The organism is Azospirillum sp. INR13 (genome assembly GCF_015390205.1).
Classification (GTDB): Bacteria; Pseudomonadota; Alphaproteobacteria; order Azospirillales; family Azospirillaceae; genus Azospirillum.
The window spans coordinates 25,001-49,692 of record NZ_VUOI01000029.1 but is presented as its reverse complement, the minus strand read 5'-3'; the positions used below and the strand labels follow the sequence as shown (position 1 = coordinate 49,692).

At 67.3% G+C, this 24,692-nt stretch carries 16 protein-coding genes and 5 pseudogenes (1 of these 21 cut by a window edge); 13 read left to right on the top strand and 8 right to left on the bottom strand.

What is annotated here, in order from left to right; all coding sequences use genetic code 11:
• A pseudogene (locus tag F1643_RS17875) lies at positions 1–238 on the top strand (malonyl-CoA synthase); the annotation flags it as partial.
• A 184-nt stretch (positions 239–422) separates the two neighbouring features.
• Here the strand turns inward: F1643_RS17875 and F1643_RS17870 are convergent.
• Positions 423–620 (bottom strand): hypothetical protein, encoded by a 198-nt coding sequence (locus F1643_RS17870; RefSeq protein WP_194914552.1) that lies wholly within the window; start codon positions 618–620, stop codon positions 423–425.
• Between the two features lie 280 nt (positions 621–900).
• Between F1643_RS17870 and F1643_RS24275 the strand changes: the two genes are divergently transcribed.
• The 5 genes and pseudogenes from F1643_RS24275 (at position 901) to btsR (ending at position 3,363) form a co-directional block, all read left to right on the top strand.
• Positions 901–1,185 carry a hypothetical protein gene (locus F1643_RS24275; RefSeq protein ID WP_304488781.1) on the top strand — a complete coding sequence of 95 codons (285 nt, stop codon included), beginning with the start codon at positions 901–903 and terminating at the stop codon, positions 1,183–1,185.
• Positions 1,089–1,433 (top strand): annotated as a pseudogene (locus F1643_RS24270) (LytS/YhcK type 5TM receptor domain-containing protein); the annotation flags it as partial. The gene F1643_RS24275 and the pseudogene F1643_RS24270, both read left to right, overlap by 97 nt.
• A 190-nt stretch (positions 1,434–1,623) precedes the next feature.
• Positions 1,624–2,472 (top strand): sensor histidine kinase, encoded by an 849-nt coding sequence (locus tag F1643_RS24265; RefSeq protein WP_304488780.1) that lies wholly within the window; start codon positions 1,624–1,626, stop codon positions 2,470–2,472.
• A complete protein-coding gene (locus F1643_RS24260; protein ID WP_304488782.1) occupies positions 2,469–2,603 on the top strand; it encodes a hypothetical protein in 135 nt (44 codons plus the stop codon). Before F1643_RS24265 ends, F1643_RS24260 begins: the two co-directional genes overlap by 4 nt.
• Before the next feature lie 40 nt (positions 2,604–2,643).
• Positions 2,644–3,363, top strand: coding sequence for a two-component system response regulator BtsR (btsR, locus tag F1643_RS17860; protein WP_194914551.1), 720 nt, complete (start codon positions 2,644–2,646; stop codon positions 3,361–3,363).
• Between the two features lie 708 nt (positions 3,364–4,071).
• Here btsR and F1643_RS23830 read toward each other — a convergent pair.
• Positions 4,072–4,203, bottom strand: coding sequence for a hypothetical protein (locus tag F1643_RS23830; RefSeq protein WP_255542980.1), 132 nt, complete (start codon positions 4,201–4,203; stop codon positions 4,072–4,074).
• Between the two features lie 104 nt (positions 4,204–4,307).
• On the opposite strand from F1643_RS23830, the pseudogene F1643_RS25090 reads away from it, so the two are divergent.
• The 4 genes and pseudogenes from F1643_RS25090 (at position 4,308) to F1643_RS17840 (ending at position 11,743) form a co-directional block, all read left to right on the top strand.
• Positions 4,308–5,299 (top strand): annotated as a pseudogene (locus tag F1643_RS25090) (efflux RND transporter periplasmic adaptor subunit).
• A gap of 10 nt (positions 5,300–5,309) precedes the next feature.
• Positions 5,310–8,388, top strand: a pseudogene (locus F1643_RS17850) (multidrug efflux RND transporter permease subunit).
• Positions 8,389–8,731: 343 nt separating this feature from the next.
• Positions 8,732–10,624 carry a carbohydrate-binding domain-containing protein gene (locus F1643_RS17845; RefSeq protein WP_194914550.1) on the top strand — a complete coding sequence of 631 codons (1,893 nt, stop codon included), beginning with the start codon at positions 8,732–8,734 and terminating at the stop codon, positions 10,622–10,624.
• Between the two features lie 168 nt (positions 10,625–10,792).
• Complete coding sequence (locus F1643_RS17840; RefSeq protein WP_194914554.1) at positions 10,793–11,743, top strand: YihY/virulence factor BrkB family protein; 951 nt, start codon at positions 10,793–10,795, stop codon at positions 11,741–11,743.
• On the opposite strand, the gene F1643_RS17835 is transcribed toward F1643_RS17840, so the two are convergent.
• Entirely contained in the window at positions 11,691–11,891 is a 201-nt protein-coding gene (locus tag F1643_RS17835) for a hypothetical protein (RefSeq protein WP_014250238.1), read from the bottom strand. The two genes, F1643_RS17840 and F1643_RS17835, sit on opposite strands and share 53 nt — an antisense overlap.
• 250 nt (positions 11,892–12,141) lie before the next feature.
• On the opposite strand from F1643_RS17835, the gene F1643_RS17830 reads away from it, so the two are divergent.
• Entirely contained in the window at positions 12,142–13,947 is a 1,806-nt protein-coding gene (locus tag F1643_RS17830) for a carbon starvation protein A (RefSeq protein WP_194914549.1), read from the top strand.
• A gap of 112 nt (positions 13,948–14,059) precedes the next feature.
• Here F1643_RS17830 and hflX read toward each other — a convergent pair whose 3' ends face one another.
• On the bottom strand, positions 14,060–15,406 hold the full coding sequence (hflX, locus tag F1643_RS17825) for a GTPase HflX (protein WP_194914548.1): 1,347 nt from the start codon (positions 15,404–15,406) through the stop codon (positions 14,060–14,062).
• A 756-nt stretch (positions 15,407–16,162) separates the two neighbouring features.
• Here hflX and F1643_RS17820 point away from each other — a divergent pair.
• Positions 16,163–16,657 (top strand): BLUF domain-containing protein, encoded by a 495-nt coding sequence (locus tag F1643_RS17820; RefSeq protein WP_194914547.1) that lies wholly within the window; start codon positions 16,163–16,165, stop codon positions 16,655–16,657.
• 8 nt (positions 16,658–16,665) lie between these two features.
• Here the strand turns inward: F1643_RS17820 and F1643_RS23815 are convergent, their stop codons facing one another.
• The 4 genes and pseudogenes from F1643_RS23815 to F1643_RS24255 form a co-directional block, all read right to left on the bottom strand.
• Entirely contained in the window at positions 16,666–16,920 is a 255-nt protein-coding gene (locus F1643_RS23815) for an L-lactate permease (protein ID WP_255542984.1), read from the bottom strand.
• 568 nt (positions 16,921–17,488) lie between these two features.
• Positions 17,489–18,148, bottom strand: a pseudogene (locus F1643_RS23810) (L-lactate permease); the annotation flags it as partial.
• A 337-nt stretch (positions 18,149–18,485) separates the two neighbouring features.
• Positions 18,486–21,161: an HAD-IC family P-type ATPase gene (locus F1643_RS17810; protein WP_255542979.1), complete on the bottom strand. Its 2,676-nt coding sequence runs from the start codon at positions 21,159–21,161 to the stop codon at positions 18,486–18,488.
• A 299-nt stretch (positions 21,162–21,460) separates the two neighbouring features.
• On the bottom strand, positions 21,461–24,229 hold the full coding sequence (locus tag F1643_RS24255) for a PAS domain-containing protein (protein ID WP_304488779.1): 2,769 nt from the start codon (positions 24,227–24,229) through the stop codon (positions 21,461–21,463).
• Between the two features lie 400 nt (positions 24,230–24,629).
• On the opposite strand from F1643_RS24255, the gene F1643_RS17800 reads away from it, so the two are divergent.
• Positions 24,630–24,692 carry the start of an LLM class flavin-dependent oxidoreductase gene (locus tag F1643_RS17800; RefSeq protein WP_194914545.1) on the top strand. 936 nt of this gene lie beyond the right edge of the window, so only the first 63 of its 999 coding nucleotides appear in the window; the start codon lies at positions 24,630–24,632; its stop codon lies beyond the right edge, outside the window.

Sequence of the window (24,692 nt, the reverse complement as noted above, 5' to 3'; positions counted from 1 at the left end):
GTCCGCGGTGATCGGCGTTCCGCACCCGGACTTCGGCGAGGCGGTGGCGGCGGTGGTTCTACGCCGGCCGGGTGCGGACGCTGTCGACGAGGCGGCGGTGATCGGCGCCTGCCGGGAGCAGCTCGCCAACTTCAAGGTGCCGAAGGTGGTGGTCTTCTTGGAGGAGCTCCCGCGCAACGCCATGGGCAAGGTGCAGAAGAACCTGCTGCGGGAGACGTACCGGGGGCTGTTCGGCTGAGTGCGGGGGGGCCGCACCGGCCCCCAAGAAATCGCTTGTCCATCATGGTGCTTACGGTCCGCGGGCTTCGGAGTTCTTCTTCGCTCGCTCCTGCTTGGCCTTATCGTGATGCCATTTGACGGCGAAGAACATGCCCGTTCCCAGCACGATGATCTTGAACGGAAAGAAGACTAAAGGGAACCAATCATACATTGCGGTAGTCGGCCTTCAGTGTCTGGAGCAAGTTGTCGGCCGCATCGGTTGTCGATCCGGTGTCGGCTGACGTCAGGCTATTGAACGGGGTGGTCCGTTGTGAGGTCTTGCGGTCGGTGACTGCCGATTGCGGCATCGACAATGCTGCACCGGCATGGGAACGCCCGACAGGATCCGTCGCCATGGTCATGTCCCCGCCGTCCGGTTTGTATCCCATTCAGACTGGGTCTTTTCGCGGAGGTGTTGGCGGGAACTTAGACTCTTGAAGTCCAAAAGCAAGTGCCTTCAGGCTCAAGGCGGGGCGGCGGGAAAATGGCCCGACAGCAAGGTGCGACGGAACCTGCCAAGGCCGGCGTCGCCTCGCCGGGGGATGGTCATGCAATGATGTCCCATCGGCGGGGATGGCATGCTGATGTAGGATGGCGGCGGAGCAGCGCCCGATGTCCGCGGCGGCTGCCGGGAATGCCGCCATGCCTGTCGAACCCTTCACCCTGATCCTCTCCCTGCTTCAGCAGATGTGCGTCTATCTGGTGATCGCCTATCTGCTGAGCCGGACGCCGCTGTTCCTTCCGCTGACCCATGTGACGGTGCGCTGGCCGCACAAGCTGGCCTGCTATGTGATCTTCTCGATCTTCTGCATCATGGGACCTATTTCGGCCTGCACATCGACGACAGCATCGCCAACACCCGCGCCATCGGTGCGGTTCTGGGCGGCATCTTCGGCGGGCCGTCGGTCGGGCTGGCGGTCGGGCTGACCGGGGGCATGCACCGCTATTCGCTGGGCGGCATGTCGGCAGTGGCCTGCGCCATCTCCACCATGGCGGAAGGGCTGATCGGCGGGCTGGTCCATCGCCACATGGTGCGCCAAGGCCGGATCGAGCCGCTGTTCAACCCCTTGCGCGTCGGTGCCGTGACCTTCGTGGCCGAGTTGGTGCAGATGCTGATCATCCTTGCGGTGGCGCGGCCCTTCGAGGCGGCGGTGCATCTCGTCGAGGTGGTGGCCGCCCCGATGATCGTCGCCAATACGCTGGGCGCGGCGCTGTTCATGCGCATCCTGCTGGAGCGCCGCGTCCTGGACGAGAAGCAGTCCAGCGCCTTCTCCGCCAAGGCGCTGAAGATCGCCGCGCGCTGCGACGGCGTGCTGCGCGGCGGCTTCAACAGCGAGAACAGCACCCGCGTTGCCCGCATCATCTATGAGGAGACCGGCGTCGGCGCCGTCGCCATCACCGACCGCGAGAAGCTGCTGGCCTTCATCGGCATCGGCGACGACCACCATCTGCCCGGCACGCCGATCAGTTTCGCGCCAGACGCATCAGGCCATCGCCAACAACCAGGTGATCTATGCCGACGGCAACGAGGTGGCCTATCGCTGCTCGATCAGCCCGGCCTGTCGGCTGGGGGCGGCGCTGGTGATCCCGCTGGTCGGCGAGGATGGCGGGGTGATCGGCACCATCAAGCTGTACGAGCCGAAGACCAAGATCTTCTCCACCATCAACCGGACGCTGGGCGAGGGCGTCGCCCGCCTGCTGTCCAACCAGATCCTGGCCGGCCGCTACGAGAAGCAGAAGGCCCTGCTGGCGCAGTCGGAGATCAAGCTGCTGCACGCCCAGGTGAACCCGCATTTCCTGTTCAACGCGCTGAACACCATCTCCGCCGTCATCCGCAACGATCCGGAACGGGCGCGCCAGCTGGTGCAGAACCTGTCGACCTTCTTCCGCAAGAACCTGAAACGCCCCAGCGAGACGGCGACGCTGGCCGACGAGGTCGAGCATGTCAGCGCCTATCTGCAGATCGAGCTTGCGCGCTTCACCGGCCGGCTGGCGGTGGAGATCGACGTGCCGGACGATTTGCGCCATGCCGCCCTGCCCGCCTTCTCGCTCCAGCCGATGGTGGAAAATGCGATCAAGCACGGCACGGCGCAGCTGCTGGGCGACGGCCATGTCCGGATCGCGGCGAGGCGGGAGGGCGGCGACTGCTGCTGTCGGTTGAGGACAATGCCGGGCTTTACGAGGCGAAGCCGGGCGGCGACGGGTTGGGCATGACCATCGTCGACCGCCGGATCCGCAACCGCTACGGTGAGGCGTACGGCGTTTCCATCGCCTGCGATCCCGACGTCTTCACCCGCGTCACCCTGCGCCTCCCCCTGCCCGCCGAAGAAACGGTTCCCGCGTGATGGCCCGCTCCCCGATGGTCTTCCCCTTGATGGTCTGCCCATGATGAACATCCTGATCGTCGACGACGAGCCGCTGGCGCGGGAGGAACTGCGCCGGATGCTGGAGGAGGCCGCCGACATCCGTGTCGTCGGCGAATGTGCCAACGCCATCGAAGCCATCGGCGCCATCAACCGGCAGACCCCGGACGTGGTGTTCCTCGACATCCAGATGCCGCGGGTCAGCGGGCTGGAGATGCTGAGCATGCTGGACCCAGATCGCATGCCGCGCATCGTCTTCCTGACCGCCCATGACGAGTATGCCGTCAAGGCTTTCGAGGAACATGCCTTCGACTATCTGCTGAAGCCGGCCGATCCGGCGCGCCTGGCCAAGACCCTGCAGCGGCTGCGCCGCCAGCATGCCCCGCAGGAGGTCGGCGTGCTGCCGGGAGCGGCCGAGCTGCGCCACATCCCCTGCACCGGGGTCAACCGCATCACCCTGATGAAGCTGGCGGACGTCGAGTATGTCGTCTCCCGCCCGGCCGGCGTCTATGTGGTGGGAGAGGACGGGCAGGAACGCTTTACCGAATTGACGCTGCACACCATCCAGGAAAAGAGCCAGCTGTTCCGCTGCCACCGCCAGTTCCTGGTCAACCCGGAGCGCATCCGGGAAATCCATTTCGTCGATGGCGGTCTGGCGGAGATCCTGACCACCGGCGGCCACACCGTGCCGGTCAGCCGGCGCTTCCTGGGGCCGCTGAAGGAACGGTTGGGGATGGGGTGAGGCTGCGTGTTTATGCTCAACGCCTGTCGGCCGTCATTCCCGCGAAGGCGCATGGGCGCTAACTTACCGGACCTTTGCGCGCCTCCCGATGGCCCCGCACCTTTCCGCTCGTCATCCCCGCGCAGGCGGGGATCCAGGTTAACCCATTGGTTTCTCTCGGGGAACACTGGCTCCCCGCCTGCGCGGGGATGACGCAAGGTTCCTTTTGTTCCAGAAGCTTAGCAATGCCTGGAAGTGTGTGAATGCCATATCGAAGGCGGGAATGACGGCCGGGAGAAGTTCAGGCCGTGATCCGATGTAACGGACATGGAGCGCAACAGCGCACCGGATGGACAAGCGCATCGGGCCGGTGTACAAACCGCTCCGAACGAGGTGGAGTGTTCGCTCACTTCCCTAATATGCCCAGTTTTGAAAGACAGAAGCCCATGGCTCCACGCCTGGACAGCCGCGCCCGGCGGCGGGCCATCGTCGATGCCGCCTTGCCGCTTTTCGCGCGCAAGGGCTTCGCCGCGCAGGAGCGCAGCGGGCATCTGGTCTTCGTGCCTCCCCCGTCGCCGCCGGAGGGCGGACCCCCGCCGCCGGAGGGCGGACCCCCGCCGCCGGAGGCGGACCCCCGCCGCCGGAGGGCGGACCCCCCGCCGCCGGAGGCGGACCGACGAATGACGAATCCACACCCGAGAAAGCGGAGTAGCCGATCGTGACCCTGGATCATTCGCCAAAGACCGAGACGTCGTTCGGGCATCCGGCGTCGGAGCCGGGCCACGGCACGCCGCCGTCCCCGCCGCGCCCGCCGCGCAAGCCCGTCACCCGCGGGCGGCTGACCGTGCGCATCATCATCATGCTGGTGGTGCTGGGGCTGCTGGGGCGGCGCTGTACGCTTCAACAGCTTCCGCGCCAAGGCCATCGCCGACTTCTTCGCCAACAACAAGCCGCCGCCCACCCCGGTGGCGCTGGCGGAGGCGACGGTGCAGACGGTGCCGAAATACCTGTCCGCCATCGGCACGCTGCAGGCGGCGCGTCAGGTCACGGTGGCGCCCGAGGTCGCGGGACGCGTCGACCGCATCCCCTTCGAATCGGGCGCCCGCGTCAAGGCCGGCGACCCGCTGGTGCAGCTGAACGACGCCACCGAGCAGGCCGACCTGCTGGCCCAGCGCGCCCAGGCGCGGCTGGCGGAGCTGAACCTCGAACGCTACCGCGACCTGCGCCGCAGCCAGGCCACGCCCCAGAGCAACGTCGACCAGTATCAGGCGCAGCTCGACGAGATCAACGCCAACATGAAGCGCACCAGCGCCCTGATCGGCCAGAAGCTGATCAAGGCGCCGTTCGACGGCGACTTGGGCATCCGGCAGGTGAACGTCGGCGACTACGTCAATCCCGGCGCCACCATCGTCACGCTGACCGACCTGTCGCAGCTCTACATCAACTTCACCCTGCCGGAGCAGGCCTTCCCCAGGCTGTCGTCGGCCAGGACGTGCTGATCAACGTCGACGCCCTGCCCGGCCGCGATTTCGGGGCGAAGATCACCACCATCGAGCCGCAGGTCAGCGCCGACACCCGCGCGGTCAAGGTGCAGGCGACCATGGACAACCGCGAGCGCCTGCTGCGGCCGGGCATGTTCGCCAACGTCCGCGTCGTCCTGCCGCCGCAGCCCAACACCCTGACCGTGCCGGAAACCGCGGTGGACTACACCGTCTACGGCGATTCCGTGTTCGTGGCGTCGTCGCAGAAGACCCCGGACGGCAAGGAGCAGCTGGTGGTGGAACGCAAGGCGGTGAAGACCGGCGACCGTCTGGCCAACCGGGTGGAGATCCGCAGCGGCATCAACCCCGGCGACCGCGTCGTGGTGTCGGGCCAGTTGAAGCTCGCCAACGGTGCCGCCGTCGTCCCGGCCGAGAGCAACCCGCTGACCCCGCCGCAGTCCCTGCCGCAGAACTGAGGCCGACGCCATGGGCAATTTCACCGACATCTTCATCCGCCGGCCCATCCTGTCCGTCGTGGTCAGCCTGCTGATCCTGCTGGTCGGCGCCCGCGCGATGCTGGAGCTGCCGATCCGGCAGTATCCCCAGCTGCAGAACACGGTCATCACCGTCACCACCAGCTATCCCGGCGCCTCACCCGAACTGATGCAGGGCTTCATCGCCACGCCGATCGAACAGGCGGTGTCCTCGGCCGAGGGGCTCGACTACCTGACCTCCTCCTCCACCCAGGGGCAGAGCGTCGTCACCGCCTATGTCCGGCTGAACTTCGATCCCAACGTCGCGATGACCGACGTGATGGCGAAGGTCAACCAGGTCAAATACCAGCTGCCGCGCGAGGCCAACGACCCGGTCATCCTGAAATCGACCGGCGAGACGACCTCGATCCTCTACATGGGCTTCTCCAGCCCCGACCTGTCGGGGGCGGCGATCTCCGACTATCTGACCCGCGTGGTGCAGGCCGGTGCTGTCCACGGTGGACGGCGTGGCGCGCGCCCAGATCCTGGGCGGCCAGACCTTCGCCATGCGCCTGTGGCTGGACCCGGTCAAGATGGCGGCGCGCGGCATCTCGCCCGCCGACGTGTCGGCCGCGGTCACCGCCAACAACTACCAGTCGGCGCCCGGCCAGACCAAGGGCGTCTTCGTCATCTCCAACGTCACCGCCAACACCGGCCTGACCGACGTCGAGCAGTTCCGCGACATGGTGGTGAAGGCCAAGGACGGGGCGCTGGTGCGCATGCGCGACATCGCCACGGTCGAACTCAGCTCCCGCAGCTTCGACGCCAGCGTGGCGATGAACGGGCAGCAGGCGATCTTCATCGGCGTCGACGCCACCCCCACCGGCAACCCGCTGAACATCGTCGCCGACATCCGCAAGATGGAGCCGGACCTGCGGCGCAACCTGCCGCCGGACATGAAGATGGAGATCGTCTATGACAGCACCCGCTTCATCCAGGCGTCCATCGACGAGGTGGTGAAGACGCTGCTGGAGGCGGTCGCCATCGTCATCGTCGTCATCTTCCTGTTCCTGGGGTCGTTCCGGTCGGTGCTGATCCCGATCGTCACCATCCCGCTGTCCATCATCGGCGCCGCCAGCTTCATGCTGGCGATGGGATTCTCGCTGAATCTGCTGACGCTGCTGGCGATGGTGCTCGCCATCGGCCTCGTGGTGGACGACGCCATCGTCGTGGTGGAGAACATCCACCGGCATATCGAGCACGGAAAATCGGCGGTCGCCGCATCGCTGATCGGCGCGCGCGAGATCGTCGGGCCGGTCGTCTCCATGACGATCACGCTGGCGGCGGTCTATGCGCCCATCGGCCTGCTGGGCGGCCTGACCGGCGCGCTGTTCCGCGAGTTCGCCTTCACGCTGGCCGCGGCGGTGATCGTGTCGGGCGTCGTGGCGCTGACGCTGTCGCCGATGATGTGCTCGGTCATCCTCAAGGAGGGCGGGTCCCAGGGCCGCTTCGCCGCCTTCCTCGACCGCCGGTTCGAGAAGCTGGCGGACTGGTACGAGCGGCGGCTGCACGGCACGCTGGACTACCGGGCGGCCACGCTGCTGTTCGCGGTCGGCATCCTGGCCAGCGTCGGCTACCTGTTCGCCAACACCATGTCGGAACTGGCGCCGGAAGAGGACCAGGGCATCCTGTTCGGCATCTCCAAGGCGCCGCAATACGCCAACCTCGACTACATCGACAGTTTCGGGAAGCAGATCGACGAGACCTTCGCCAGCTTCCCCGAGACCGACACCCGCTTCGTCCTGACCGGCATGCCGACCCTGAACCAGGGCTTCGCCGGCATGATCCTGAAGCCGTGGGACGAGCGCGAGCGGTCGGCCAAGGAGTTGCAGCCGCTGGCCCAGGCGGAGCTGAGCAAGGTGACGGGCATCAACGTGTTCCTGGTGTCGCCCCCTGCCCTGCCCGGCTCCACCGGCGGCCTGCCGGTGCAGATGGTGATCTCCAGCCCCGGCGATTACCGGACGATCTACGACGCCATCGAGCGGATCAAGGACGCCGCCACCAAGAGCGGCATGTTCATCATCACCGACAGCGACCTGCAATATGACAGCCCGGTCGTCCGGCTGAAGATCGACCGCGCCAAGGCGGCCGACCTCGGCCTGACCATGCAGTCGGTGTCGAGCACGCTGTCGGTGCTGGTCGGCGGCAACTACGTCAACCGCTTCAACCTGAACGGCCGCTCCTACGAGGTCATTCCGCAGGTGCCGCGGGCCGACCGCCTGACGCCGGAAGCGCTGACCGGCTACTACGTCACCTCAGGTTCCGGCGCCCAGATCCCGCTGTCCACCGTGGTGTCGGTGGAAACGGCGGTGGAGCCCAATGCGCTGAACAAGTACAACCAGCTCCCCTCGGCCACCTTCTCCGCCGTGCCGATGCCGGGCGTCTCCATGGGTCAGGTCGTCGACTTCCTGGAGGAGCAGGCGCGCATCAACCTGCCGGCCGGCTTCAACCACGCCTACCTGTCGGAATCGCGGCAGTTCGTGACCGAGGGCAGCCAGCTGATGGTCACCTTCGCCTTCGCGCTGGTCGTCATCTATCTGGTGCTGGCGGCGCAGTTCGAATCGCTGCGAGACCCGCTGGTGATCCTGGTGTCGGTGCCGATGTCGATCTGCGGCGCGCTGCTGCCGCTGTTCTTCGGCCTCGCCACCATGAACATCTACACCCAGGTGGGTCTGGTGACGCTGATCGGCCTGATCTCCAAGCACGGCATCCTGCTGGTGGAGTTCGCCCGCGAGATGCAGTTGAACGAGGGCGTGGACCGCCGCACCGCGATCGAGCACGCGGCCCGCGTCCGCCTGCGCCCGATCCTGATGACCACCGCGGCGATGGTGGTGGGCCTGCTGCCGCTGCTGACCGCGGCGGGTGCCGGTGCCGCCAGCCGCTTCTCCATCGGCCTCGTCATCGTGGCCGGCATGCTGATCGGCACGCTGTTCACGCTGTTCGTCCTGCCGGCGGTCTACACCCTGCTGGCCAAGGACCACTATGCCGCCTCGCGCTCCACCCGCGCGGAGGAGCTGCGCAGCATGACCTGACGCACCGTCGGTCTTCAGTGCCGGGAAAAGTGAAGGCCCCTCTCCGACCGGGAGGGGCCTTTCCTTTTCCGCCATGTTGAAGCAGAGCGTGGACATTGTCAGGTATCGGGTATGTAGAAGAACGGCAATGGATGCCGGAAATCATCATAAGGGTTAAATCTAAGCCTGTTGCGGGATTGAACGCCTATTTTGCTTAATAAACTTTCGTACGTATTTGAAATTGATCTCATGATTGTAACGGAATTTACCACCTATTCGTTGAATGCTGGGAAAATGCCTCACTATTGCCCCCAGCCGTCCGACCATCGTGGCGCCGCATCGCAACCGCTAAGGATACGGATCAATGGCCACGACCTCCGGGAACTCGACCATCATCGTGACCGCCGAAGGCACCGAACAGGCGCACTTCAACCTGCTGGTCGACGGCAAGAAGATCGGTGATGGCACCACGGGTGCCACGGCCAAGGACTTCGTCTTCAAGACGGATCTCGCAGAGGACCAGGCCCATAAGGTGCAGGTCCAGTACGACAATGACGGATATGTGAACGGCAAGGACCGCAACCTGATCGTCAACGAGATCACGATCAACGGCAAGTCGGTCCTGCCGACCGACGACATCGTCACCTACGACAAGGGCGCGCTGGACGGCCGCGACGTGGTCGACGGGCAGGACGGCCTGTGGTGGAACGGCGCGCTGGTCGTGAACGCCGGCAAGACCTATTTCGCCGGGGACGAGGTGGCGGCGCCCGCCGACCCCACGCCGGTGGAGCCGGCGCCCGTCCAGCCCGCACCCGCCCAGCCGACGCCCACTGAGCCGACGCCGACCGAGCCCACGCCCGGCGTGCCGAAGCCGAGCGGCCCCGGCTTCTACGTCGCCAAGAACGGCAACGACAGCTGGTCCGGCAAGCTGGCGGCCCCCAATGCCGACGGCACCGACGGCCCCTTCGCCTCGCTGCAGAAGGCGCAGAACGCCATGCGGTCGAGCGACATCGACACGACCTATGTGCGCGGCGGCGATTACTACCCGAACAATCCGATCTGGCTGGACGGCCAGGATTCCGGCGTCACCTTCACCGGCTACGGCAACGAGAAGGCGGTGATCCACGGCAGCGCGCAAGCCTCCGTGTCGTTCGGCCTCGGCGGCGCCAAGGACGTGACCATCGAAGGCCTGACCTTCACCGGCGGCGTCGCCAACGGCCACTATGTCTTCGCCGACAACGCCGCCGGCCTGACCTTCGCCAACAACACGGTATCGGGCGGCGGCTACGGCATCACGGTGCAGAACAGCGCCAACAGCCAGGTCGTCGGCAACCAGTTCGACCGCACCGGCGCCGAGGCCGTCTTCGTCAAGGCCGGCTCCAACGCCACGGTGGTGTCCGACAACCTGATCAAGCATCCGAACGCCGCCGACCGCGGCGATGCCGGCATCTGGGTCAACGGCAGCTCCGACGTCAAGATCACCCACAACCAGATCGAGAATTCGCCGGAGAAGGCGATCGCAGTCGGCTCGGTCCAGACGGACGGCAGCGACGCGACCTACCGCGCGACCATCGCCTTCAACAAGGTGATCGACGCCAACCTGGAATCGAATGACGGCGGCGGCATCTACCTGATCAACCGCCAGCAGGACCTGACCGGTCACACCGTCGTCAACAACGACGTGTCCGGCACCACGGCGACCAACCCCTCGGGTCAGGTGGCGAGCTGGGGCATCTATCTCGACGACTGGACCAGCGGCGCCACGGTGAAGGGCAACGTCGTCCACGACAACATCGGCGGCGTGTTCCTGCATGGCGGCTGGGAAAACACGGTCACCGAGAATGTCATCGCCGGCAACAGCGGTGCCCAGATCGGCCTGCAGCAGCCCGTCGCCTGGGGTGGCTGGAAGGGCAAGGAGATGAGCGGCAACGACATCTCCGGCAATGTCGTCGATGTCAGCGAGGGCATGGCCGTCCATATCTACGGCCCGGCCGGCGTCGGCAACATCCACGACAACTTCTACAGCAACCTCGACGCGTCCAAGGATCTCTTCGACGTCTGGCCGCAGGTGATGGCCGGCGGCGGCAAGGGCAATCTGGCGGAGTGGCACGCCGCCGGGTACGACAAGGGCTCCGTCACGCTGAACCCGGGCTTCGTCAATCCGGGTGCGGACGACTTCACCCTTTCGTCGAACTCGCCCGTTTATGGACAGGGCTTCGACCACATCCCCTACGACGACATCGGACTGCTGGGCTGATCGGGCCATCCGCTCGAACCACCTGACTTGAAAGCGGGCCGTCCGGCGTCGGGCGGCCCGTTCTCGTTGGTGGCGACCGCCCGCAGCCCCTGCCCACGCCCCTCCGCCGTAACCGAAATGCCGCCGCCGGTGTTACCTGACCGGTGACGCGGGAATTGGGGGGCGGTGATGGAGCATCTGCGGCGGTGGTGGGCGATTGTCGTCGACGCGGCCTATGGCTGGATCAATGACGATGCGATGAGCATGGCCGCGTCCATCGCCTTCTACACCATCTTCTCACTGGCGCCGCTGGCGATCCTGGTGATCGCGCTGGCCGGGCTGGTCTTCGGCGACGAGGCGGCACGGGGGGCGCTGGTCGACCAACTGTCGGCCCTGGTCGGACGCGAGGCCGGCCAAACCCTGCAGGACCTGATCGCGCGGGCCGGCGCGCGGGAAACCGGCTTGGTCGCGAGCATCATCGGCATCGGCACCATCATCGTCGGCGCCACCACCGTCTTCGTCGAGCTGCAGACCGCGCTGAACCGCATCTGGAAGGTGGCGGCACCTCAGGAATCGACCATCACATGGCTGGTGCGGGTGAGGTTGAAGGCGCTGGCGCTGATCGGGGCGATCGGGTTCCTGCTGATCGTCTCGCTGGTGGTCAGCGCCGCGCTGGCGGCGGTCGGCACCTGGGCTACCGGGTGGGCCGCCGGCTATCTGCCGGCGATGCCGTCTCTGCTGTGGCTGTTCGACATGGTGGTTTCCTGGACGGTGCTGACCGGGCTGTTCGCGATGATCTACCGGATCCTGCCGGACACCCGCATCCGCTGGACCGACGTGTGGCTGGGGGCCGCGGTCAACGCCTTCCTGTTCGCGGTGGGCAAGTTCCTGATCGGCTTCTACATCGCCACCAGCGGCGTGGTGACGGTCTATGGCGCGGCCGGATCCTTCGTGCTGATCCTGCTGTGGGTCTATTATTCGGCGGTCATCTTCCTGTTCGGGGCGGAGCTGACCCGCGCCTATTCGGAGCGCAAGGGCAGCCGGTCGCACCGCCCGCCTATCGACCGCCCCGCTACCGACGGTTCCGCTACCGGCCGCAGCAGCCCCGCCCCAGCGTCATCAGGATCTGCCGTGCCTTGAAGGCTTGGCGGTCGAGCGGCGGCTCGTCCGGGGCGAAGCGGGCCTGGGCCTCGCGGTAGCGCTCGTAGGAATCGTCGTTGAACAGCCGGCGCAAATTGGCCAGCGCCTTGCGCAGCGGCGTGGGGCAGGGGGCGGATTGGGTGGACATGGCTGGGTCTCCGGGGTGCTGTCCGGCAGTGTGGGACGTCCCACACTAGCGCGGCGGCCCTGCGCAATGGGCCGATTCCCGGCGAACGGCGGCATCCTGGCGCCGAGCGGCGCTATGGCGACTTGAGCGGCGCCGCTCGCCCCCTGCCGGCTGCCGCTCGGCACGTCCTGGCTGCCGCTCGCGGCATTCCACCCCACGGGTTCGAGGTGGCGGCGTAGACCGATGGCACGTCCTTTTCAGGAGAGCCGTCATGGATCACGCACTAACCTTTGTGATCGCGACACTCTGCATCCTTACGCTCTGCTACCGCTTCTACGGCGTGTTCTTCGTGCGCAAGGTTCTTCGTGCCGACGATTCTGAAGTCACCCCGTCCCACATCCTGGCCGACGGCAAGAACTATGTGCCCACCAAGAAGTGGGTGAATGCCGGCCAGCATTTCGCCGCCATCGCCGCCGCCGGCCCGCTGGTCGGTCCGGTGCTGGCCGCCCAGTTCGGTTATCTGCCGAGCTTCCTGTGGCTGCTGATCGGCTGCGTCATCGGCGGTGCGGTGCACGACACGGTCGTGCTGTTCGCCTCTATGAAGCACAAAGGCCAATCGCTGTCCGAAGTCGCCAAGGCCGAACTCGGCCCGGTGGCCGGCTGGTGCACCGGTCTGGCGATGCTGTTCATCATCACCATCACCATGGCCGGCCTGTCGATGGTCGTCGTCCATGCGCTGGAACGCAACGCCTGGGGCGCCTTCGCGGTGTTCATGACGATCCCGATCGCCATCGCGCTGGGCCTCTACGAGAAGCTCACCGGCTCGTCCAAGGGCGCCACCCAGGTCGGCATCGCCGCCATCGCCGCCTCGGTCTTCGCCGGCCCCTACATCCAGGGCACGCTGCTGGGCCAGTGGCTGACGCTGCATGCCGAGACCGTCGCCATCATCCTGCCCATCTACGCCTTCTTCGCCACCGCCCTGCCCGTGTGGCTGCTGCTGACGCCGCGCGGCTATCTGTCCAGCTTCATGAAGGTCGGCGTGTTCGGCGCGCTGGTCGTCGGCGTCGTCTTCATCAATCCGGAGATCCGCTTCCCTGCCCTGACCGACTTCATCCATGGCGGCGGCCCGGTGCTGAACGGCCCGGTCTGGCCCTTCATCTCCATCACCATCGCCTGCGGCGCCATCTCCGGCTTCCATGCCTTCATCGGGTCGGGCACCACGCCCAAGCTGATCGACAAGTGGAGCGACATCCGTCCGGTGGCCTTCGGCGGCATGCTGGCGGAATGCTTGGTCGGTGTCATGGCGCTGATCGCCGCGACCTCTCTGCACCCGGCCGACTACTTCGCCATCAACTCCTCGCCGGCCGCCTTCAAGGCCCTGGGCATGACCGTCGTCGACCTGCCGCGGCTGAGCCAGGAAATCGGCCTCGACCTCTACGGCCGCACCGGCGGTGCGGTGACGCTGGCGGTCGGCATGACCGAGATCTTCACCCGCGTGCCGTGGTTCAACAGCCTCGCCTCCTACTTCTTCCAGTTCGTCGTGATGTTCGAAGCGGTGTTCATCCTGACCGCCGTGGACAGCGGAACCCGCGTCGCCCGTTACCTGATCCAGGACCTTCTGGGCGACGTCTATGCCCCGATGAAGCGGCTGGATTGGGTCCCCGGTTCGATCATCGCCAGCGTCATCGCCTGCGTGGCCTGGGGGTATCTGCTGACCTCGGGCGACATCAACTCGGTCTGGGCCCTGTTCGGCGTGTCGAACCAGCTGATGGCCTCGGTCGGCCTCATCATCGGCGCCACCATCATCCTGCGGCTGGCGCAGAAGCGGGTCTACATGCTGACCTGCCTGGTCCCGCTGGCCTATCTGTTCGTCACGGTGAACGTCGCCGGCTACTGGATGATCGCCAACGTCTATCTGAACAAGGCCGCCAAGGGCTACAACCCCTTCAACGCCGGCATCTCCATCATCATGCTGACGCTGGGCTTCGTGATCCTGATCGCCGCCCTGAAGAAGTGGAAGGAGCTGTTCCAGGCCCGCGCCCTGGAGGTTCCGATGGTCGCCACCCCGGCCGAGTGAGGATACTCTCCTGATAAACGAAACGGGCCATGTGGGACGTCCCACATGGCCCGTTTCGTTTTTTGGTCTTCCGCCACGATGTGGGACGTCTCACATCGTGACGGATACCCGGTCAGGCGGCGGCGCGCGCCTGGGCGAGAGGAGCGATGCGGGCCAGAACCGCCGGCTCGATCGCCACCTGCAGGTGGGCATGGCTGTCGTCGTCCCGGCGGCCGATCACCTCGCCATGGGCGTAGAGCCAGGCGAGGGTCGCCCCGTCGCCATGCTCCACATCCAGTTCCACCAGCTCGCGGCCGGCGGTCATCCGGCAGTCGAGGATGCGGAACAGCGTGTCCAGCCGGTCCCCCGTCGCCGCCGAAACGGCGCAGGCGTTGCCGGAGCGTTCGGCGCGGGCGAGCACGGCGTCGAGTTCAGCCCCGTCCAGCAGGTCGATCTTGTTGGAAACCTCGACCACGCGGGGGTCGCGCTCCGGATCGATGCCGAGGTCGGTCAGGATCGCCTCCACGTCGGCCTTCTGGGCCTCGGTGTCGGGATGGGCGATGTCGCGGACATGCAGGATGATGTCGGCCGACTGCACTTCCTCCAGCGTGGCGCGGAAGGCCGCGACCAGATGGGTCGGCAGGTCGGAGATGAAACCGACGGTGTCGGACAGGATCACCTTGCGGCCCGACGGCAGAACCACCTGACGCATGGTCGGATCGAGCGTCGCGAACAGCAGGTTCTTGGCGAACACGTCGGCACCGGCCATCCGGTTGAACAGGGTGGACTTGCCGGCGTTGGTGTAGCCGACCAGCGCCACCACGGGGTAGGGCACCTTGGCGCGCGCCTTGCGGTGCAGGCCGCGGGTGCGGCGAACGTCGTCCAGCTCCCGCTTGATCTTGACGATGCGGTTGCCGATCAGGCGGCGGTCGAGCTCCAACTGCGATTCACCGGGACCGCCGAGGAAGCCGAAGCCGCCGCGCTGGCGTTCCAAGTGGGTCCAGGACCGTACGAGCCGGGACTTCTGATAGGTCAGCGATGCCAGTTCGACCTGAAGCTGGCCTTCATGCGTGCGGGCGCGGGCGCCGAAGATCTCCAGGATCAGGCCGGTCCGGTCGATGACCTTCGCGCCGAAGGCCCTCTCCAGATTGCGCTGCTGCACCGGGGTCAGCGCATGGTCGACGATGACGAGGTCGATCGCCTCGCCCGTCTCCCGCGCGTCGTCCAGCAGCTTGGCGTACTGCTCGATCGCACCGCCGCCCAGCAGGGTGGCCGGGCGCGGCTGGTTGACCTTGACGACGGCGGCCCCGGCCACCTCAAGCTCGATAGCCGCCGCCAGTCCCACCGCCTCTTCAAGCGAAGCTTCGGGGCTGCGGTCGGATTCGGTCCCGCGAAGGACCGGGTGGAGGACAAGGGCGCGGCCCAGGCTGGACCGCGGGGTTTCGATGGTATTCGTGTCGCTGTGCGGATTCGTACCCATTGGGTTCCTTCGTCGGCCCGGCGCCGGATGCGCGGGCAGGCTGCAAAATCCGGCATTCGACGCTGCCGGAGTGCGTGCATCGCCACAGGATGCAGATATGAGGGGCCCTCTCCGGCCCGGCCGGCGGCGCCCGATCCCGGGGGAGGAGATCCCGGGGGGAGTCTGGCAGCCTGCTCTTCATCAGGCCGGAGAGGAAGGCGTCGGCATGCCCGAGTTGGGGGCGCCGAACTGGAGAACTTAGATCACGGAGATCACCAAAGTTGCCGTGGGGCCCCAGGGAGGGGGTCGACACGGGGTATCCGACCAAGGTTGCGGGCCAGGATTTTGGGGAAGCTCGGCGTCACCGCCGACATTGCTCTAAATGAGGATTTGGTCGTTTAAAACAAGGGTGCAGAACCGATTTTTCCGATCAATCCACCAGCCGTGCCGGCATGGGCGAGTACCGCGAGCACGCAGATGGGAAGCGGCCCGGCGATCTCAAGTGGAGCCGGACACAAGAAACCGACCGCCCCGGAATAAGGTGGCGAGGGCTGTTGGTTACCCCGGCCGTCGCGAGGGGAGAGCGCAGCCGGGACGGGAACGCCGTCCGTCGCTTTCCTGACCATTTGGACAGGTCGGCTACAGCCGTTCGTTGCCGTATCCACACGGAAAGTTAATCTGCCTTTTCGTGCGGTGACATTGTTCGTGTTTAGAATAGTTTCAAGGAGCCACATCAGTGTCAGGATAGTTTAGACCGTTCCATCTGGAGGCGCGAGCATGCTGCAGGTTGTCTTCCGAAGCCAGTTGACGACTCTGCTCTCCTACCTCGACATCCAGCGGTTATGCCTTGCGGCGGCGAGGAACAACAGGAAGGCCGGCGTCACCGGCTTCATGGTGGAATGCGGCGGCGTGTTCCTTCAGTCGCTTGAAGGACAGGTCCGTGACGTCACCGAAACACTCGACCGCATCTACCGGGATACGCGCCATGACCATATCGAGATCGTCTATTCCGAACAGGATGTCCCCCGCCGGCGGTTCGGAGTCTGGGCCATGAACGTCATGTTCCTGGACGACGACACGTTCTGGACGAAGGTGTTCGGATCGGGTTATTCGTGCGACGAGATGCTGTCCCAACCCATGGATCCCGCTTTTGCCATGGGCGTGCTTGCGGTGGCTTACCGGCATGCCTGCTCGGTCACCGGCATGGCCCCCGCAGCCACCGGAAACAGGCTAGGCCGGATCCCGCGGATCCGCCACATGATCCGGCGGTAAGCCGGGACCTACACCAAGCCCCAGGCCTTGGCCCCGGCCACCAGGACGACGACGGCCAGCAGCGACAGGATCGTCGCCAGCCCGATCGGCAGGGCGCGGCGGTAGATGGCGCCTTCCGCCTGCTGCAGCCCGACGAGGCCGGCGGCGAGCACGATGCGGCCGGGGGTCAGCATGGTGCAGATGCTTCCCGAAACGGTCTGGATCGCCGCGGTCAGCATGGGTGGCAGGCCGCTTTCGGCGGCGAGGCTCAATTGGATGTGCATCATCAGGGCGTTGGACGCGGTGTTGGAGCCGGTCAGCATGCCGGCGGCACCGCCGAACACGGGGGGTCGCCAGCACGGCGAAGCGCCCGGCGGTCTCGCGCCACGCCTGTCCGAACATCGCCGCGCCGCCGGACGCGGCCATGAAGGCGGCGAATTCGACGAAGACCAGCGTCGCCGCCATCGGCACCAGCGCCGCGCGCAGGGAGCCGCGGACCACCTCTCCCGCCTTGGCGGCCGGCAGGCCGGCCAGCAGGATGGCGGCGATCACCACCAGCCATGTCGCGGGATGGCGCAGCAGGGCCAGCGGGGCCAACCCGCCGAACGGGTCGAGCACCAGATAGATCGCGGTCCAGTCCGACAGCGGCGGCAGCAGCCGGGTCGCCATCAGCGCGGCGATCAGCAGCACATAGGGCCACAACCGCTCCATCAGCCCCGCCATCGCCATTCGCGGCCCGTCGTCGCTGCGCAGCAGGCGCGGCCCCTCCACCAGCACCAGCAGGACGCCCGTCGCCAGCCCGCCGCCGAGTTCCGGCGCGACGAAGCGGTTGGTCAGCCAGATCAGCCCGGCCAGACAGAGCAGGAGGGCCGCATCGGTCGTCCGGTCGCGCAAGCCGGAGCGCAGGCCGCTGGCGTGGATCAGCCCCCAGAACACCGGCAGCAGGCAGGGCAGCACGACCGCCATCAGCAGGGCGCTGGCCGTCCCGAGCTCGGTAAAGGACACGCCGATCAATTCCGCCCCGACCCGCGTGCCGACCCCCATCGCGCCCCAGGCCGCCAGCACCTGGCTGAACAGGCCGAGGGCGGCGGCCTGCACCGGCGGCAGTCCCATATGGCGCAGCATGGCGAGGGCCACCACCAGACCGACGCCGAATCCCGTCACCGACTCCGCGAAGGGACCGACCAGGAAACAGGCGACGAAGACGGCGCGCCGGCGATTCTCCTGCGTGATCGCGGCGGCGGGGATTCCGCGGGCCTCGTAAGCGCGGTGGAACAGCAGGCCGGCGGCGATGATCGACATGGCATGCCACGCCAGCCATGCCCCTTCGCCCGCCTTGACCGCCGCCATGGTCAGCGCCGCCATATTCAGCACGGACATGTCCGGCATCCTGTCGGGCGGCGCCTGCGCGGCGATCATCGTCACGAACGCCATCGTCATGCCGGCCAGCCCGGCCGTCAGCAGGCTGACGCGGCGGGAGGCAAGGAGCAGGATCGTGCCGACGAGCGGCATCATGTGGAAGGCGAGGGTCATGATCGGACGGGAAGGTTCCGGAAGGGGAGTGCCGGCACTGACGGCGGCTGTCACCTTGGGATACTAGTATATCGATGTGGTCGCAACCATTCCGGGCTTCCCTTGGCGGGGGGATGGTATGCGCAGGTCCATGGGCGGGGGTAGCTTACTGATGAAAAGGAACTGCTCGTCATCCCCGCGAAGGCGGGGATCCAGAAGACTTTGCAATCAAGCGGGTGAAACGGATGGATTCCCGCCTTCGCGGGAATGACGGCCGAGAAAGCAACGTTGTTCTAATACCTCACAAGATACTGAGATGTGCGCATACCGGAGCGGCTTACCCCTTCGAAAGCCGCTTCTCCAACTCCACCAGCAGGAACAGCAGCGCCCCGGCGGCGATCATGGCCGCCCAGGCGGTGGCGTCGATGGGGGCGGTGCCGAACAGGGATTGCAGCGGCGGTGCGTAGGTGAAGGCCAGCTGCAGGACGGTCATCAGCGCGATGGACAGCCAGACGGGCCGGCTTCCGGCGATGCCGGCCAGCAGGCCGGCCTTGCTGTGCAGGCCGCGGGCGTTCAGCAGGAAGAAGATCTCCCCCACCACCAGGGCGTTGACGGCCATGGTGCGCGCCACCTCGATCCCGCCGCCCTGCATCCGCTGGAAATAGAAGAAGCCGAAGCTGGCCGCCACCAGCAGGACCAGCGCCACCAGCATCCGGCGGATCAGCAGGCGGGACAGGATCGGTTCGTCGCGCGGGCGGGGAGGGCGGGCCATGACGCCCGGCTCCGGCGCCTCGAAGGCCAGCGCCAGCCCCAGCGTGACCGCCGTCACCATGTTGACCCACAGGATCTGCACCGGCGTGATCGGCAGGATGGTGCCGGACAGAACCGCCACCAGGATCACCACCGCCTGGGCTCCGTTGGTCGGCAGCATGAACAGGATGGTCTTGCGCAGATTGTCGTAGACGGTGCGGCCTTCCTCCACCGCGTGGACGATGGAGGCGAAATTGTCGTCGGCCAGCACCATCGCCGCCGCCTCCTTCGCCGCCTCGGTGCCGTTGCGGCCCATGGCGACGCCGACGTCGGCGCGCTTCAGCGCCGGGGCGTCGTTGACGCCGTCGCCGGTCATGGCGATTGTCCCGCCATCCGCCTGGAGCGCCGCGATCAGGCGCAGCTTGTGCTCCGGCGTGGTGCGGGCGAAGACGCTGTTGGCGCGGGCGGCGGCGGCGAAGCCGACCTCGTCCAGGCGGTCCAGCTCCGGCCCGCTGGTGACGCCGTCCGGCAGGCCGAAGGTCCGGCCGATGGCGGCGGCGGTGGCGGCATGGTCGCCGGTGATCATCTTCACCGCGATCCCGGCCTGACGGCAGGCGGCGACTGCGCTCAGCGCCTCCTCCCGCGGCGGGTCGATCAGGCCGCACAGGCCGAGAAGCTCCAGCCCCTCGTCCGCCAGGTCGTCGACGATCAGTTCCGACAGGTCGATGGAGGTGCGGCGCATCGCCAGCGCCAGAACACGCTGTCCCTGGCCGGCCAGATCGGCGGTCAGGGCGGACCAGCGCTCCCGGTCCAGCGGCACGCTGCCGCCGGCCCGCCGCTCCCGTTCGCACAGCGCCAGCACGCGTTCCGGCGCGCCCTTCACCACCAGGATGCCGTGGCCGGCATGGTCGTGATGCAGGGTCGCCATGAACTGGCGTTCGGATTCGAAGGGAATTGCGTCGCGGCGGGGGCATCGGCCCAGTTCGTCGCCCGACTCCAACCCCGTCTTCATCGCCAGCGCCAGCAGCGCGCCATCGGTCGGATCGCCGGCCAGCAGCCAGTCGCCGCCGGGACCTCGATGCAGGTCGGCGTCGTTGCACAGCAGGGCGGCGCGGGCCAGATCCAGCAGCACCGGCTCGCGCGCCGGGTCGGCGAGGCGGCCGTCGCGGCTGAACTCCCCCTCCGGCGCATAGCCGCTGCCGCCGACGCGATAGGTGCCGTCGGCGGTCACCACCCACTGCACCAGCAACTCGTTGCGGGTCAGGGTGCCGGTCTTGTCGGTGCAGATGGTGCCGACCGAGCCGAGTGTCTCCACCGCCGGCAGATGGCGGATGATGGCGTTGCGCTTGGCCATGCGGGTCACGCCCACCGCCAGCGTGATGGTCATCACCGCCGGCAACCCTTCCGGGATCGCCGCCACCGCCAGCCCGACCGCCGCCAGCACCATGTCCTGCCAGGGCTCGCCATGCACCAGCCGGCCGAAGGCGAAGGTGATCGCCGCCAGCACCAGGATACCGCCGGTCAGCCAGCGGCCGAACCGCGCCATCTGCACCAGCAGCGGCGTTTCCACCGACGCGACCGCCGCCAGCAGATGGCCGATGCGCCCGATCTCCGTGCCGTCGCCGGTCGCCACCACGATGCCGGTGCCCTGGCCCTGGACCACCATCGTGCCGGCATAGGCCATGCCGAGGCGGTCGCCCAGAGCCGCATCGACGGCAACCGGGACGGAAGCCTTGGCGGCGGGGACGGACTCGCCCGTGAGCGCCGCCTCCTGCACCAGCAGGCCCTTCGTGCGCTCCAGCCGCAAATCGGCCGGCACCCGGTCGCCCGAGGCGAGGAACACGCGGTCGCCCGGCACCAGATCCTCCGCCGCCAGGGTCACGGCATGGCCGTCGCGCATCACCACCGCCTGGGGCGACAGCATGTTGCGGATCGCCTCCAGCGCCTGTTCGGCCTTGCCCTCCTGGATATAGCCGATCAGCGCGTTGACCAGCACGACGCCGAAGATCACGCCTGCGTCCGTCCAGTGCCGCATCATCAGCGCCACCATGCCGGAGGCGAGCAGGACATAGATCAGCAGGTTGTGGAACTGGGCCAGGAAGCGCATCCAGGCCGGCCGCCGTTTCGGCGGGGTCAGCCGGTTGGGACCGAAGCGTTCCAGCCGTGCCGCGGCCTCCGCGCCGCTCAGCCCCTCGTCCGGGCTGCCGAGCCGGCCGGCGGCGGCGCCGGCGTCGAGCGCATGCCACGGGGTATCGGTGGGCATTTGGGCGGGCGTTCGGGCGGTTGAGCCTGATTCGGCCAGCGGTGCCATGAAGTGCCTCTCTGGTTGACCCAGGGCAATCGCATATGAAGATCGTGCTCCCTACCAAGGAAACCCGTCATCCCCGCGAAGGCGGGGATCCAGGCTCTTCCACCGGATTCGCTCTGCGAAGTCTGGATCCCCGCCTTCGCGGGGATGACGAAAGTCCTTTCAAAGGAACATGGTTTTCAAATGCGATTGCCCTGCTGGTTGACCCCGGCATTGGAACATCGGGCCGACAAGACGTCTTTAATCTGGCTCAATTATCGAACGGTCCAGTGTCTTAACCGAAGCCGGGACGCGGGGCGGCCGGAGTCGACCAGCACCGTGTCCAGCACGCCGACCAGATGTTCGATGCGGTAGGGCTTGGGCAGAACCATCACGCCGGTGGCGCGGGCCACCTCTTCGCTGTAGCCGGTCGCCAGCACCACCGGAAGGCCGGGGTAGAGGCGCTGCACGGTGCGCGCCAGATCGACGCCGCTCATGGTGCCGGGCATCACCACGTCGCTGAACAGCAGGTCGAACCGGCCGGCCGCCAGCAGCGGCAGGGCTTCGTCCGCGGTGGCGGCGCGGGTGATGGCGAAGCCGGCATCCTCCAGCGCAGTGGCGACGGTCAGGGCGACGATCGGGTCATCCTCCACCACCAGCACATGGCCGCCGATGCGGGTGGCGCCGGCCGCCACGGCCGCCGGCTCGGCCTCCGCCTGCGGGGTGGTGCCGGAGCGGCGGATCAGCAGGCCGATGGTGGTGCCGCGCCCCTCCTCGCTCTCGATCCAGGCGGTGCCGCCGGAATGGCGGGCGAAGCCGTAGACCTGCGACAGGCCGAGCCCGCTGCCCTTGCCGATCTCCTTGGTGGTGAAGAAGGGATCGAAGGCGCGCGCCCTCACCTCGGCCGGCATGCCGGTGCCGGTGTCGCTGACCGTCAGCCGCACGAAGTCGCCCGACAGCCCGTCCGGTGCCTGCGGGTCTCCCGGCTCCAGCGTCGCATTGTCCGCAAGGATGGCCAGCACCCCGCCCTCCGGCATCGCATCGCGTGCATTCACCACGAGGTTCAGCAGGGCCAATTCCAATTGCGTGGCATCCACCTCCACCGGCCACAGCCCGGTGGTGAAGTCGATTTCCAGCCGGATGTCGGCGCGCAACGCCCGGTTCAGCAGTTCCGACATGCCGAGCACGCGGTCGCGCAGATCGACGGTTTCCGGCCGCAGGGCCTGGCGGCGGGCGAAGGCCATCAGCTGCTGCACCAGCTTGGCGCCGCGGTCCACCGCCTGCCTGCCGGCATCGACCAGCGGCTGGATGCGCGTCCCCTCCGCCCGTTTCTCGATCATGTGCAGGCAGCCGGACAGGGCCTGGAGCAGGTTGTTGAAGTCGTGGGCGACGCCGCCGGTCATCTGGCCAAGCGCCTCGGTCTTCTGGGTCTGCAGCAGCGCCACCTGCACGCGCTCGCGCTCGGCCACCTCCTCGGCGACGCGGGCCTCCAGCGTGGCGTTGAGCTGCTGCAGTTCCTCCTCCGCCCGCTTGGCCTCGGTGACGTCGCTGCCCTCCACGAACAGGCCGGTGACCCGCCCTGCCTCGTCCTTGATCGGCTGGTAGACGAAGGTGAGGAAGCGTTCCTCCAGCGGTTCGCCCGGACGGCGCTGGAAGCGGATCGGCATGTTGCGTCCGACGAAGGTCTCGCCGGAGTTGTAGACGCGGTCGAGCAGTTCGAAGAAGCCCTGGCCCTCCACCTCCGGCAGGACTTCGCGGGCGGGGCGGTCGACCAGATCGCCGCGGCCGACCAGCTGCAGGTAGGTGTCGTTCGCCAGCTCGAAGACATGGTCCGGCCCGCGCAGCACGCACATGAAGTTGGGCGCCTGCCGGAACAGGGTGCGCAGCCGTTCCCCCTCCGCCGCCAGCCGGGCGTTGGCCGCCTCAACCGCGGCGCGTTCGCGCATCAGGGCCTGGTTGGCGGCGCGCAGAGCCGCTTCGGCCAGCGCGCGCTCCACCGCCGCCCAGGTCCGCTCGGCCACGTCCTCCGCCAGCGCGGCGTCGGCCTCGGTCCAATGGCGCGGTTTCGCCTCGTGCAGGTAGAGGATGGCGGTCAGCTGCCCGGCCTTCAGCAGCGGCACCACCAGAAGCGACCGCACCCCGATGCCGGCGAAGGCCTCCGCCGGACCGTTGCCGGAGGTGCGCCGGTCGGTCGTCACATCGTCGACGCGCAGCGTGTATCCGGCCCGCAGTTCGGCCAGCACGGCGGGACCGAAGCTGTCGAGCGGCCGGGTCTCCCCGGACAGGCTCGTCATCCCGCTGTCGCTCCAGTCCCGCTCCACCGACACCGTCGCGCCGGTGGGGTCGATGCGGCCGTAGCCGGCCCGCGCCACCCCCAGATGGCGGCCGATCGCCTCCGCGGCGGCGGCGGTGACGCCGACCGGATCGTTCAGCCCGCGCAGCCGCTCCGCCAGATCGAGCTGGAAGGTCAGCCGCCGTTCGGCAAGCACACGGGCGGTGTTCTCTGTACAGGCGCAGAACATGCCGGCGACGCGGTCGGTCTCGTCGCGGACCGGGCTGTAGGAGAAGGTGAAATAGGTCTCCTCCCGATAGCCGTGCCGTTCCATCACCAGCAGCCGGTCTTCGTGGTAGGTCGCCTCGCCGGCCAGAGCGCGCACCACCAGCGGGGACAGATCCTCCCAGATGTCGGCCCACACCTCGGCGAAGGGACGGCCCAGCGCCTCCGGCTTGTCGCCCAGGATCGGGCGGTAGCTGTCGTTGTAGAGGAAGGTCAGCTCCGGTCCCCAGACCGCGAACATCGGGAAGCTGGAGGTCAGCATCAGGTTGACGAGGGTGCGCAGCGACTGCGGCCAATCCTCCGCCGGACCAAGCGGGGTGGCGGACCAGTCCAGCGCCCGCATCCGCGCTCCCATTTCGCCGCCGCCGGTGAAGATGTCCGGCGCACCCCCCGGCATGCTCGGGCTCCCGACGCCTGTGCCGTCCATATCGCGGCTGCCGGCGTGGCGAAGCCGGGCCGCATCCGCCCAGACCCGATCGGCCATCATGCGCCGGACACCCCGGAGACGGTCATCCACAAGCCATTCACATCGGCCTGCGCCGGTCCGGGGCGCCGACGTCGAATGCTCCGACAAAAAATGTGGGATTTGTTCCGAATCATGGCGCGAGAATATTCAATCACCTGATGAGTGGCAATCGAGGTTCTCTAGCCATTTGGGAGTAGGTTTCTTGCCTCGTCATGCCGGCGTGACATCATGGCCACTGCCGATGTTGTCGAGACCATTGCGACTGCAATCGGTTTCTTGTGCTGTTCCGATTATATGGAAGCGGACCTGCCGGCCGGTGCAAGGCAGCCGCGCGGCCGTGGGGCGTGGAAGTCGTGTCTTCGCGACCATACCTTGCCTATTAACCATTGGCCGCAAGCCGGCCCACATTATGGATTGCGCCATGATCCCCTTTTCCGTCCTCGACCTCAGCCCGATCGTGCAGGGGGCGGCGGCCGCCGACAGC

Bases quoted from the DNA above. Each gene is read 5' to 3' on its own strand.
- F1643_RS17870 (WP_194914552.1), bottom strand. From the start codon at position 620: ATGACCATGGCGACGGATCCTGTCGGGCGTTCCCATGCCGGTGCAGCA.
- F1643_RS24275 (WP_304488781.1), top strand. From the start codon at position 901: ATGCCTGTCGAACCCTTCACCCTGATCCTCTCCCTGCTTCAGCAGATG.
- F1643_RS24265 (WP_304488780.1), top strand. From the start codon at position 1,624: ATGAGGAGACCGGCGTCGGCGCCGTCGCCATCACCGACCGCGAGAAGC.
- F1643_RS24260 (WP_304488782.1), top strand. From the start codon at position 2,469: ATGACCATCGTCGACCGCCGGATCCGCAACCGCTACGGTGAGGCGTAC.
- btsR (WP_194914551.1), top strand. From the start codon at position 2,644: ATGATGAACATCCTGATCGTCGACGACGAGCCGCTGGCGCGGGAGGAA.
- F1643_RS23830 (WP_255542980.1), bottom strand. From the start codon at position 4,203: ATGATGATGATGCGCACGGTCAGCCGCCCGCGGGTGACGGGCTTGCGC.
- F1643_RS17845 (WP_194914550.1), top strand. From the start codon at position 8,732: ATGGCCACGACCTCCGGGAACTCGACCATCATCGTGACCGCCGAAGGC.
- F1643_RS17840 (WP_194914554.1), top strand. From the start codon at position 10,793: ATGGAGCATCTGCGGCGGTGGTGGGCGATTGTCGTCGACGCGGCCTAT.
- F1643_RS17835 (WP_014250238.1), bottom strand. From the start codon at position 11,891: ATGTCCACCCAATCCGCCCCCTGCCCCACGCCGCTGCGCAAGGCGCTG.
- F1643_RS17830 (WP_194914549.1), top strand. From the start codon at position 12,142: ATGGATCACGCACTAACCTTTGTGATCGCGACACTCTGCATCCTTACG.
- hflX (WP_194914548.1), bottom strand. From the start codon at position 15,406: ATGGGTACGAATCCGCACAGCGACACGAATACCATCGAAACCCCGCGG.
- F1643_RS17820 (WP_194914547.1), top strand. From the start codon at position 16,163: ATGCTGCAGGTTGTCTTCCGAAGCCAGTTGACGACTCTGCTCTCCTAC.
- F1643_RS23815 (WP_255542984.1), bottom strand. From the start codon at position 16,920: ATGCACATCCAATTGAGCCTCGCCGCCGAAAGCGGCCTGCCACCCATG.
- F1643_RS17810 (WP_255542979.1), bottom strand. From the start codon at position 21,161: ATGCCCACCGATACCCCGTGGCATGCGCTCGACGCCGGCGCCGCCGCC.
- F1643_RS24255 (WP_304488779.1), bottom strand. From the start codon at position 24,229: ATGATGGCCGATCGGGTCTGGGCGGATGCGGCCCGGCTTCGCCACGCC.